Raw genomic sequence first — 11718 nt, forward strand, 5'->3', positions numbered from 1 at the left:
GGTAGGTAGGCCGGTTTGGGCCACCTCCTCACCAAGGTCGGAAATGCGGACGCCGACCCACCCCCGACCCCTCCCTTCCAGTGAGGGGGGAAGGCCAGGGTGTCGCCAACGCGGGTCCTACCCCTTCACGTCGATATTCATTGCGATCGAAATGCGGTCGCCGGTGCCGAGGTGCGGGCGGACGCCGTGGCGGAGCCAAGCTGGGAACAGGACCAGGTCGCCCGCCTCGGTCGGGAGGCGGCGCTCGACAGGTTGCGGCTGGCCGTTGATCCCGACCAGGCGGAAGCCGGGCAGGCGCATGAACGGCACCGGAAAGCGCGGGTCCTCGAAGAACAGTTCGCCGCCTGCTTCGCCCTCCGCCGGCGCGGTGCCCATGTCGATGTAATAGACCGCGGCCCACAGCACTCCGGGATGCGCGTGGCTCATGTTGAGCGCGCCGGGCGGCGACACGTTCGCCCACATCTTGACGGTCCACTCGACGGTCGCCGCATCGCGGCCATCGAAATGCGACGCGCGCTTGGCCATCTTCACCGCGGTATCGGCGAGCGCGGCCGCTGCCGGGCCGCCCCAGTAGAGCATGTCGGTCGCCGAATGCCAGCCCCCGACATTGGATCGGGCAAGGCTCGGCGCGGCGGCGTAGCGATCGAGGATCGCAGCGCGCAACGCCGCCGTTAGTGCGCCGGCATCGGCCAGACGCCCATGCAGGATCGGCGTCTCGTACATCCCGATCTGCGCCGCGCGGACGCGGATGCCGTCGAACGCAGGAGACGCCGTGGTCATGCTATCAGCGTCCTGCGGTGTCGTCCGCGTTCATCGGCTCTTCGCCCTTGGCCTTCTCGGCGTTGTAGCGCTCGATCGCCTCGATCGTGACGCGCTTGGCTTCTTCGGCGTCGCCCCACTTGCCGACGCGGACCCACTTCGTCTTCTCAAGGTCCTTGTAGTGGGTGAAGAAGTGCTCGATCTGCTCGAACACGATCTCGGGCATGTCGCCGCGCTCGCCGATGTTGGCGTAATACGGGAACACCGCGTCTACCGGCACGCAGATGAGCTTCTCGTCGCCGCCGGCTTCGTCTTCCAGGTTCAGCACCGCGATCGGGCGGGCGCGGACGACGCAGCCCGGGATGAACGGCGAGCGCGCGATCACCAGTGCGTCGAGCGGATCGCCATCGGGGCTGAGCGTGTGCGGCACGAAGCCGTAGTTCGCGGGGTAGCGCATCGGCGTGTGCAGGATGCGATCGACGAACAGCGCGCCCGATGCCTTGTCGAACTCGTACTTCACGGGCTCGCCGCCGGTCGGCACTTCGATGATGACGTTCAGATCCTCGGGCGGGTTCTTGCCGGTCGGGATGAGGTCGATACGCATGGCGGTCCTTTCGATATGACGATGCCGGCGCTCCTCGTCTGGGGAGCGGCCGGCACCACGTTAGTTTAGTCTCTGGTCAGCGCGGCGTCAGCAGCTTGTCCAGTCCGCCGTCACCTGTACCCACCTTCTGTAGCCGCGGATAGCGCGGGCCGTCATGGTAATCGAGCAAGATGTCGCGGAATCGGTCGTTGTTTTTCACAGTAAGACGGATCGGCACCTTCGTCCCCTTCGCGGCCAGGATCGCCGCCTTGATCCTGTCCGACGAATAGGCCTCGCTGTTCACCGCCTCGATTTCCGTGCCCACATCGAGCCCCGCCTTGAACGCCGGGCTGTCCCAGATCGACGAGGTGACTACGCCCTCCTTGTTGATCACCATCCCGAGCGAATAGCTGACATCGGTACCGCGGCTTTTCTCCGCCTGCTTCAGGTACGGGCTCTGCTCGGGGCCGTAGACCAGCTTGTAGCCGTTCATCGCGAAGCCGTTGATCGGCGCGGGCTTGCCCGTCTCGGTCAGGCGCGTGTTCAGGAACGTCGCCCAGTCATAGGGGACGATGCCGTTCAGCGTCTTCGCGACGTCGGCGAAGGTGTACGTCAGCTCGCCGTAATCGCCGTCACGGACGCCGAAGAACGCCTTGGCGAAATCGTCGATCGACTTGGTCCCGCCCGACTTCTGGCGAAGCATCGCGTCGACCTCCATCCAGACCATCAGGCCTTCGTTGTAATAGTCCTCCGAGCGCTGCCAGCTGGTCCAGCCCTTCGGTTTCCGCGCCGAGATCACCGGGTCATTCGTCGTGTCGATCAGCGGGCGCCATTCGCGACCCTTCGCGGCGTCGTAGATCCCGAGGATCGAGGCGTAACCATCGAGCGTGTCCTGCTTGCTGACGAGGCCCGAACGCGCCTGGAGCACATAGCCCCAGAACTGCGTCTGGCCTTCGTAGACCCACAGCAGCGAATCGCGCATCGGCGTGCGGAAGTCCGGCGTCCACAGGTCGGCGCCGCGGCGGAACTTGCCGTCCCAGCTATGCGTGAACTCGTGCGGCAGCAGGTTGCGCGCGGCGGCGCCGGTTTCCCATTCGGTGAAATAGCCCGGCTTCACGCCGTTCTCCGAACTGCGGTGATGCTCCAGCCCGATCCCGCCGAGCTGATCGGTGATCGACAGCAGGAATTCGTAATGATCGTAATGCTGCGCGCCGAACGTCTTCACCGCCTGGTCGACGAGCCGCTTGTGCGCGTCGATCTGCTCGGGCTTGGCGGCGAGCTGGTCGGGGCTGTCGGCGAACACGTTCAGGTCGACGCGGGGGGAGAGCGGCCAGACCTTGCCGTACTTGCCCGCGAGCGTCGGCGAATCGACCAGGATCTCGTAGTTGGTCGTGTCGTAGCTGTAGGTCGAGCCCGACACCTTGGCGGGCACCGCACCCGCGGCGGTCCAGCCGGTTGGGTAGGTAACGGTCATCTTGATCGGGATTTGGCGCGTGAAATAGCCGGCCGGGTAGAGGCTGACGAGATTGGGCTCGAGGCTGACCATCGTCGGTGTCATGACGATACGGCCCTGGTCGCCCTTGGTCGCGGAGATGAACTGGAACTCGGCAACGACCGACCTCGCGCCGGTCGGCACGTCGATGTGGAAGGCGAACACGTCGACCGGATCGCGCGTCCAGGGGACGATCTTCCCGTTCGCGCGCATCACTAGGCCGGCGAGCTTCTCGATCTCGCCGCGCGGGGAGTGCGCGCCGGGCAGCCATTTCGGATAGAGCAGCGCCATCGGCCCTGACTTGGCGACCGGGATCGTCTGCTTGACGCGAAAGATGCCGCGCTCGGTATCGGTCGCATCGACGTCGAGCAGCAATGTGCCGGGATAGGGCGTGTCGACCGCGTCGGGGATGGTGTCGACGAACGGCACCGGCTGCGGCGCGGTGTTGCCGGCGGGGACCTGCGCGAAGGCGGGTGCGGCGGATGCGAGCAGGGACGCGACGAGAAGCTTGCGGATCAAGGAAGGGCCTTCCGGCTGAGAGACGATGACACGAGGTGTAATCGCGATAAAGGGCAGCCGTCCAGTCCTTTACCGGGACTGCTCAACCACTCCCGAGCACGTTGATCGTGAACGCCAGCACGCCGATGTTGAATACGAACGCCGCCATGCACTGGCCGAGCGCGGCTTTGCGAACCCGGCGCGAGGTGATCTCGACGTCCGAGGTCTGGAACGTCATCCCCAGCGTGAACGCGAAATAGGCGAAATCCCAGTAATCGGGCTCGTCGCAGCTCGGAAAGTCGAGGCCCTTGGCGTCCTTCCCGTCCGGATCGTCGACATAGAACAGATGCGCATAATGCAGCGTGTAGATCATGTTCGAGAACAGCCACGCGAGCGCCAGCGTCGTGATCGTCAGCGCGATCCCGACAGCGTCGTTCTTCCCCTGCAGTTCCTTCGCCACCGCGACCAGGATGACCAGCATGATCGTCCCGCTGAACCCGAGCAGCACCGCGCGGTTGGCGTCGTTCTCTTCCGCCGCGCGGCGCATCCGGGCGGCGGTGGCGTTGCGGAACAAGGTCGAGACCGCGATCAGGAACACGACCGCGGCGACGTCGAACGCCGCCATCGTACCGCGCCCGAGCCCGAAGCGCGGGATCAGCGCGGCGAGGCCGATCGCGAAGACCAGCACGAACAGGATGAAGCGCGGCGGGGCAACGCGTTGGCCGAGGCCCCAATATCTGGGTTTGTCGTTCATGCCACAGCGCTAGCGCTTAGCGGGGACGTCGCCTAGATACGCGCGCATCATGGCCAAGACAGAAACCCCGCGCCGCATCCGTGGCACCCAGGACATTTTCGGCGACGAGCAGCGCCGGTTCGCGCATGTCCTGTCGACGTTCGAACGCGTGCGGGCGCTGTATTGCTTCCAGCGGGTCGATATCCCGGTGTTCGAGTCGACGGCGGTGTTCGCGCGCTCGCTCGGCGAGACGACCGATGTCGTGTCGAAGGAAATGTACACGTTCGAGGATCGCGGCGGGGATTCCATCACGCTCCGCCCGGAGTTCACCGCCGGGATCGCGCGCGCGTATCTGACCGAAGGCTGGCAGCAGTTCGCGCCGATGAAGCTCACCACTAGCGGCCCGGTGTTCCGCTACGAGCGCCCGCAGAAGGGCCGATTCCGCCAGTTCCATCAGATCGACGCCGAGGTGATCGGGGCGGCCGAGCCGGCGGCGGACGTCGAGCTGCTCGTGCTCGCGGACCAGTTGCTGCGCGAACTCGGGATATCGGAGGGCGTGACGTTGCAGCTTAACACGCTGGGCGACGCGGCGACGCGCGACGCCTGGCGCGAGGCGCTGGTCGCGCATTTCGAGGCGCACCGCGGGGAACTGTCCGAGGACAGCCTGACGCGGCTCGAAAAGAACCCGATGCGGATCCTCGATTCGAAGGACCCGCGCGACCGCCCGATCGCCGACAGCGCGCCCGATATCGATGCGTATCTGACGGACGAGGCACGCGCGTTCTTCGAGGCGGTGACCGCCGGGCTCGATGCGGCGGGTGTCACGTGGGAGCGCAACGCGCGGCTGGTGCGGGGGTTGGATTACTACCGCCACACCGCGTTTGAGTTCGTGACCGATCGGCTGGGCGCGCAAGGCACCGTGCTGGCCGGCGGCCGGTATGACGGGTTGATTGGATCGCTCGGCGGGCCGGAGACGGCTGGCGTTGGTTGGGCTGCGGGTGTCGAGCGGCTGGCTATGCTGGTGCCAGAGCTAGCAGCGGTTAACCCGGACGTTATCGTTGCCGTCGAGGACGACCGCGCGATTGGACTTGGGCACCGGCTGTTGCGCTCGTTACGGAAGGATGGCCTGTCGGCGGAAATGATCGCAACCGGCTCGCCCAGGAAGCGGTACGACAAAGCGGCGAAGGTAAATGCGAAGGTTCTCGTGAGTTTGAATGTCGACGAAGACAAGCCGGTGACGCGCGCGGTTGCGGCGACCGCTACGGACGAACTCTCACAGGTGCAGACGATCATCGACGATCTGGCGGAGGCGCTGCGTTGAGCCTCCCCGTCATCCCAGCGGACGCTGGGATCCAGAGCCATGAAGGCTGCGCCCGGTTATCCTGGATCCCAGCGTTCGCTGGGATGACGGGAGGGGTGTGCTCATGACCCAAATCTCCCCCGACCGCATCCGCGCGATCGAGGCGCGGCGTGACGAGCTGCAGGCGCTGATGTCGACCGGCGATCTCCCCTCCGACCGCTTCGTTGCGGTATCGAAGGAATATGCCGAGCTCGAACCCGTCGCCCAAGCCGCCACCGAAGTGCGCCGGTTGCGTCAGGAGGCGGAGAGCCTCGCGTTCATGGCCGAAGATGCGGACGACGAGCTCCGCGCGATGGCGTCGGACGAGCTGCACGAGAACCGCACGCTGCTCGAGACCGCGGACCGCAAACTCGCGCTCGCGCTGTTGCCGCGCGACTCCGCCGACGAGCGCTCGGCGATGCTCGAAGTCCGCGCCGGCACCGGTGGCGACGAGGCGGCACTGTTCGCGGGCGACCTGTTCCGCATGTACCAGCGCTATGCCGAATCGCAGGGCTGGCGGGTCGAGATGATCTCCGGCTCGTCGTCCGACGCGGGCGGCTTCAAGGAAGTCGTCGCCAGCGTCACCGGGCAGGGCGTGTTCGCCAAGTTGAAGTTCGAAAGCGGCGTCCACCGCGTCCAGCGCGTGCCGACCACCGAGGCCGGCGGCCGGATCCACACCTCCGCAGCGACCGTCGCGGTGCTGCCCGAGGCGGAGGAGGTCGACGTCAAGATCGACGACAAGGACCTGCGCATCGACGTCTATCGCTCGTCCGGGCCGGGCGGGCAGTCGGTCAACACGACGGACTCGGCGGTGCGGATCGTCCACATCCCGACCGGGCTGACCGTGATCCAGCAGGACGAGAAGTCGCAGCACAAGAACAAGGCCAAGGCTCTCCGCGTGCTCCGGACGCGGCTGTACGAGGCGGAGCGTGACCGGTTGCATGCCGAGCGGGCGGGCGCGCGGAAATCGATGGTCGGCTCGGGCGATCGCTCGGAGCGGATCCGGACGTATAATTTTCCGCAGGGCCGCGTCACCGATCACCGTATCAACTTGACGCTCCACCGCCTGCCGGAGATCGTCGCAGGCGAGATGGACGAACTGATCGGCGCGCTGATCGCGCAGGACGAAGCGGACCGCCTGGCGCAATTGGATGGCTGAGCTTTCCCCAGCCGCAACGGCATTCCCCTTCCGCTTGCGGGAGGGGTTAGGGGAGGGGCTTCCCGCTAAGGGTATCGCTCGGTGACAGCCCCTCCCCCGACCCCTCCCGCAAGCGGAAGGGGAGCAGTGAGTGTAGCGCTCGCCACTGCCGCTGCTCAGTTCGCGTTTTCCGCCACCCCGCGCCTCGACGCGGAACTCCTGATGGCGCACGCACTCGGCATCGAGCGTAACGCGATCCTCCTCGACCCGGATCGCTACACCGTCCCCGAGACCTTCCCCGCACTCGTCGACCGCCGTCTCCGCCACGAGCCGATCGCCTACATCACCGGCACCCGCGGCTTCTGGTCGATCGACCTCGCCGTCGGCCCCGGCGCACTCGTCCCCCGCGCCGACAGCGAAACCCTCCTGATCGCCGCCCAAGCGCACTTCGCCGGCCGCGCCCCCGCGACAATACTCGACCTCGGCACCGGCCCCGGCACGCTGCTCCTCGCCGCGCTCGACGAATGGCCCGCAGTAGGCCTCGGCGTAGACTATTCCCCCCAAGCGCTCGCCTACGCCCGCGCCAACGCCGCAACCCTCGGCGTCACCGACCGCGCGCACTTCATCCACGGCAGCTGGGCCAGCGCGATCGTCGGCCAGTTCGACCTGATCCTCGCCAACCCCCCCTACATCGCCACCGACGAACGCCTCCCAGCCGAAGTCCACGACCACGAACCCCACGCCGCGCTCTACGCCGGCTCAGACGGGCTGGACGACTACCGGATCCTCGCCGAACAGCTCCCCGCACTGATCGCCCCCGGCGGCGCGGCGGTGATCGAGATCGGTTCGACGCAAGCTCCCCCCGTCACGGCGCTACTCGAGGCGCAAGGTCTGCATGTCGCGCTCCATCACGACTATGGCGGCAACGCGCGTGCGTTAGTGGCAACCCACGCCCCCGCGACTTGAACAATATGGCGCTAAACCTCACATTTCGCTTGTAGTAGGTCCCTTGCGGCCGCTATCACGCGGGCAGGGGCACGCACTCTCGACGATTGGTCGGTTTAGAGCGATGACCCGCATCCTTCGCTTTGAGGTCGCTGCAGTCCGGCGGCCCTGGCAAGTTCGACGCACCGATCTCGTCTAGATCGTCGGTGCGCGACGGGGGTTTGCACCGCATTTCGGAGCACGACCAGATTTTGGTTCGACGACTGAGGACACAAGCTTGATCAACAACCGGCAAGCCGGCCGCCGTCGCGGTCGTGGCAACAATAATAATGGCGGCGGCGGTAGTGGTGGCGGTCAACGCCAGGGTGGCGGCGGCGGCGGCCAGGGTGGTCGCGATACCGGCAACCGCATCGACAGCCGCGCGCGCGGCAACGCGAGCCAGCTGTACGAGAAGTACAAGAACCTCGCGCGCGACGCGCAGCAGCAGGGCGACCGCGTCAACATCGAATATTACCTCCAGTTCGCGGATCATTATTTCCGCGTCCTGAGCGAAACCCGCGCCCGCTTCGAAGAGAGCCAGCCGCAAGCGCAGCAGCAGCCGCGTCGCCAGCAGCCGTTCGATCTCGACGGCGACGACGATTACGGCGACGAGGGCGAACCGATCCGCTCCGGCGAGCAGCAGGGTACGCCCGAGCAGGCTCGTGGTGAGCAGAATGGCGGCCAGCAGAACGGCCAGTACCAGAACGCGCCCCGTCAGAACCGCGACACCCAGAACCGCGAAGACCGCCCTCAGCGTGAAGATCGTCCGCAGCGCGAAGAGCGTCCGCGGTACGAGAACAACCGCTACGAGGGCCAGCGTAACGACGGCCCCCGCAACGAGGGGCAGCCGCGTAACGACGGTCAGCGCGAAGACCGCGTCCGTGGCGACAATCCGCGCAACCAGCGTAACGCCCAGCCGCGTGATGCTCAGCCTCGCGACGACCGCAACGGCGAAGAGCAGGATCAGGCCCGTGAGGCCCAGTCGCGCGAGGCCCAGGCCCGCGAGACTCAGCCCCGCGACGAGCAGGTCCGCGAGCCCCGCAGCGACTACCGCGATGCGCCGCAGCGCGAAACGATCCGCCGCACGCCCCGTGTGAGTGCACCGGTCGCCAACGCCAACCAGGATTCGGAAGCCGACGCGGTTCGTTCGGTAACCGAAGCCCCTGAGCAGGCAGCCCAGCCGACCGAAACCGTCGAGACCGCCGCTCCCGTTGCAGCGACCGAGGAGCAGCCCCGCCGTCGCGGTCGCCCGCGCCGCGATCGCAGTCTCGATGCACCTGTCGTGCAGGACGACGCAGCACCGACCGCATTCGACGCGGATCGCCTGCCGCCATCGCTCGGCATCTCGGCAATAACGCCAGCGCCAGCGCCAGCACCGGCGACGGACGCCCTCGCCGCAGATGCCCCGCCCGAAGAAAAGCCCCGCCGTCGCCGCGTTCGTGCGGTACCGGACGAAGTCGCAGGCTGAAGCCGTCATCCCGGACCTTTCCGGGATCACGCTAAGACCTGAAAAGGCCGGTGCCGCTTCATGCGACACCGGCCTTTTTCATGCCCGACCATATCAGCGCCGCGCGCTCAATCGAGCCGCGTCACGTCCTCGTCATGCCCGCTTCCCGAACTGAGGAATGCGAGACCCATCAACAGTCCGGCCATCATCACCGATCCGCCAACCCCGCCCATCACCGCGAGCATCGTCACCAAATGCAGCGGCCCTTGCACATGCGCCATCGCCGCAATGATCGCCGCGACGCATATCGCCGCCGCCAGCACCATCCACGCCATGATCCCCCGGAACCGCGCCCACGCGAATGCGGCGTAATGCGGGTCGTCCAACCCGGCTGGCGGTTCAGGCAGTCGATCGGTCATCGCTTCACATTGCCGCGCAAACATGGTTTCCTCAAGCCAAGCGCAACAGACGCAGTTGAGGAGAGGCGAAGATGACGATCGCGGCGATCCTGAAGGACAAGGGCGACATACAGTCGCTGACCCCCGACTCTACCGTGGCCCAGGCGGTGGCCCTGCTCGCCGAGAAGCGGATCGGTGCGGCGCCGGTGCTGGATGGCGGCAAGGTCGTCGGGATCTTTTCCGAACGCGACGTCATCCACTGTCTGCAATCGGATGGCGCAGCGGCGCTCGAGCGGCGAATCGGCGACGTGATGACCACCGCGGTAAAGTCGATCGGACCCAATGAATCGGCGATCGGCGCATTGTCGCTGATGACTCAGCGTCGCATCCGCCACCTACCGGTGATCGACGGTGAAACGCTGGTCGGGTTCGTGTCGATCGGCGATCTCGTCAAATACCGCATCGACCGGATCGAAGCCGATGCCGCAGCTATGCGCGAGTATATTCAGTCCGCCTAGGCTGACCCTACAGGCTAGGCGGCGACCGGCTGCTTCCGCGCGACCGCGATCAGTTCGCGCACGGTCGCCCGCGCAAATATCAGCATCCACGCCGCATAGACCGCCGCGCCGATCGCCACGAGCATCATCAACCGCCAATGCGCATCGAGCGGTGGCAGCGCGCGATCCACCAGCCCGACGATCAGCGCCATCGCGATCGCGGCCAGCGCCGGCGATGCGACTGCGCGCGCCACGTCCCGCGCGCGAACGCCGATCACCGGCAGCGTCCGCCACGCGCTGATCCCCAGGTAGAATGGATAGGCCGTGATCCACGCCACGCCCATGCCGGTCGGGCCCCATTGCACGCCGACCAGGAACGCACTGGTCAGGATCAGTGCACCGACCGCGCCGTTCTGGACGCCGATCCCGGGACGGCCGCGCGCATCGGACGCCGGCGTGAACAGCACCTGCAACGTCATGAACGGCATCGCCAGCGCGAGCAGGTGGACGATGGGCGCCGTCTCGCGCCATTTGTCGCCGAGCACGGTCAGCACCAAAGGCTCGGCGGTCGCAGCAAGGCCCATGTAGAACGGCATCGCGACGATCATCACCATCCGGACGCCCTTCACGAAGGCGCGCCCGATCGCGTCGGGATCGGCCTGCATCCGCGCATAGGCGGAGAAGGCGACCTCGTTCAGCGGCGGCACGAACTTCGACACGAAAATCTGCGTCAGGAACAGGCTGGTCGTGTAGATCCCGAGCGTGTGCGCGGAGAAGCTGCGTCCGGCGATGAACACATCCGTCTCGCTTTGCAGGAACCAGAACAGCTGCCCCGCCGCCATCACGCCGCCATAGCGCGCGATCGTCCCCGCGCCGCGAAAGTCGAAACTCGGCCATACGAGCGACCGCGCGCTCCACGTCATCATCGCCCCGCGCACGCTGAACAGCACGATCGGCGCGATCACGAGCGTCCAGACCCCAAGACCGTACAGCGCGCCACCCAAGGCAACGCTGGCGGAGGCGATCGACGCGGTGATGTTGGCCTTCGCCTGATGGCGAAAGTCCATCGACCTGGAAAGCAGCGCGTACGGCAACGCGATGAAGGGCGTCGTAAGGTATAGCAACGCCTGTACCCGGAGCATCTCGCCGACGATCGGTTGCCGATAATAGGCTGACGCAAGCGGCGCCAACGATACCTGTATGATCGCCAGCGTGACGTTGAGCAGGATCAGCATGCCGAACAGCTGGCGAACTTCGCGCTCGGTAATCGTCTTCTGCTGGATCAATCCGCTGGCGAGGCCATAGCCGTTGAGCATCCCCATGAAGGTCAGAATGACCTGGCACATCGCGAATAGTCCGTAGTCCGATGGCGCCAGGATACGGATGACGAGGAACGTGGCGCTCCATTGCACGAGCTGCGCGACGATCTGGCTCCCCGACCGCCAGATCAACGCACTGCGCACCTGTCCGGCGAGCGAACTTGGCTCGCCGGGAACGGGAGTGGCGGCGACAGGTGCGGGGCTCACGGTGTCCATCGTATCGGGCATGTAGCGGTATTGGCCTTCACAATCGCTTAAGGCGATGACGTAGAGACGATCGAGCCAAGGCGTCGGACGTGACGTGCAGCGGCAAAGGCGCTGGACGCGATCGTCAAACGTGTTGTGATCAGCGGCTTGGAAGGGGTGTGGGGCGTCCTAAACGCGCCAATCCGAGAAAATTGCCACAAATGTGAAAGATTGTGTTTGACGCGAATCGGAACCCCGCCTAGAGGGGTGTCACCGCAGCGGAGTGCCTTACCGGCTTCTGCTACGGTCGCAAAAAACCAGATGCTCCAAGCTTCTTCTACGGGA

11 protein-coding genes are annotated in these 11718 nt (G+C 66.1%); 5 read left to right on the plus strand and 6 right to left on the minus strand.

The features are described 5' to 3' along the window. Positions 1 to 117: 117 nt before the first annotated feature. The 4 genes from AC59GX_RS11445 to AC59GX_RS11460 form a co-directional block, all read right to left on the minus strand. Positions 118 to 780 carry a TIGR02466 family protein gene (locus tag AC59GX_RS11445; RefSeq protein WP_426284518.1) on the minus strand — a complete coding sequence of 221 codons (663 nt, stop codon included), beginning with the start codon at positions 778 to 780 and terminating at the stop codon, positions 118 to 120. A gap of 4 nt (positions 781 to 784) precedes the next feature. Continuing rightward, positions 785 to 1363, minus strand: a complete 579-nt coding sequence (ppa, locus tag AC59GX_RS11450) for an inorganic diphosphatase (RefSeq protein ID WP_056487210.1) — start codon at positions 1361 to 1363, stop codon at positions 785 to 787. Positions 1364 to 1439: 76 nt separating this feature from the next. After that, on the minus strand, positions 1440 to 3353 hold the full coding sequence (locus AC59GX_RS11455; RefSeq protein ID WP_497301715.1) for a M61 family metallopeptidase: 1914 nt from the start codon (positions 3351 to 3353) through the stop codon (positions 1440 to 1442). An 82-nt stretch (positions 3354 to 3435) separates the two neighbouring features. Continuing rightward, positions 3436 to 4086 carry a DUF1345 domain-containing protein gene (locus tag AC59GX_RS11460; protein WP_426284525.1) on the minus strand — a complete coding sequence of 217 codons (651 nt, stop codon included), beginning with the start codon at positions 4084 to 4086 and terminating at the stop codon, positions 3436 to 3438. A gap of 49 nt (positions 4087 to 4135) precedes the next feature. On the opposite strand from AC59GX_RS11460, the gene hisS reads away from it, so the two are divergent. The 4 genes from hisS to AC59GX_RS11480 all read left to right on the plus strand — a co-directional run bounded on the left by hisS (position 4136) and on the right by AC59GX_RS11480 (position 8994). Continuing rightward, a complete protein-coding gene (gene hisS, locus AC59GX_RS11465; protein WP_426284527.1) occupies positions 4136 to 5386 on the plus strand; it encodes a histidine--tRNA ligase in 1251 nt (416 codons plus the stop codon). A 103-nt stretch (positions 5387 to 5489) separates the two neighbouring features. Next, positions 5490 to 6563, plus strand: coding sequence for a peptide chain release factor 1 (gene prfA / locus AC59GX_RS11470; RefSeq protein ID WP_132742440.1), 1074 nt, complete (start codon positions 5490 to 5492; stop codon positions 6561 to 6563). A gap of 126 nt (positions 6564 to 6689) precedes the next feature. Beyond that, complete coding sequence (prmC, locus tag AC59GX_RS11475) at positions 6690 to 7508, plus strand: peptide chain release factor N(5)-glutamine methyltransferase (protein WP_426284529.1); 819 nt, start codon at positions 6690 to 6692, stop codon at positions 7506 to 7508. 256 nt (positions 7509 to 7764) lie between these two features. Beyond that, entirely contained in the window at positions 7765 to 8994 is a 1230-nt protein-coding gene (locus tag AC59GX_RS11480) for a DUF4167 domain-containing protein (protein ID WP_426284531.1), read from the plus strand. A gap of 107 nt (positions 8995 to 9101) precedes the next feature. On the opposite strand, the gene AC59GX_RS11485 is transcribed toward AC59GX_RS11480, so the two are convergent. Next, positions 9102 to 9392 (minus strand): hypothetical protein, encoded by a 291-nt coding sequence (locus tag AC59GX_RS11485; protein ID WP_247599559.1) that lies wholly within the window; start codon positions 9390 to 9392, stop codon positions 9102 to 9104. A 71-nt stretch (positions 9393 to 9463) separates the two neighbouring features. Between AC59GX_RS11485 and AC59GX_RS11490 the strand changes: the two genes are divergently transcribed. Next, the gene (locus tag AC59GX_RS11490; RefSeq protein ID WP_426284533.1) at positions 9464 to 9889 is read left to right on the plus strand and encodes a CBS domain-containing protein; all 426 of its coding nucleotides are present in this window, start codon (positions 9464 to 9466) and stop codon (positions 9887 to 9889) included. 14 nt (positions 9890 to 9903) lie between these two features. On the opposite strand, the gene AC59GX_RS11495 is transcribed toward AC59GX_RS11490, so the two are convergent. Further along, complete coding sequence (locus tag AC59GX_RS11495; RefSeq protein WP_426284537.1) at positions 9904 to 11403, minus strand: lipopolysaccharide biosynthesis protein; 1500 nt, start codon at positions 11401 to 11403, stop codon at positions 9904 to 9906. Positions 11404 to 11718 lie beyond the last annotated feature (315 nt).

It is taken from the genome of Sphingomonas sp. 320_CC, from assembly GCF_059691795.1.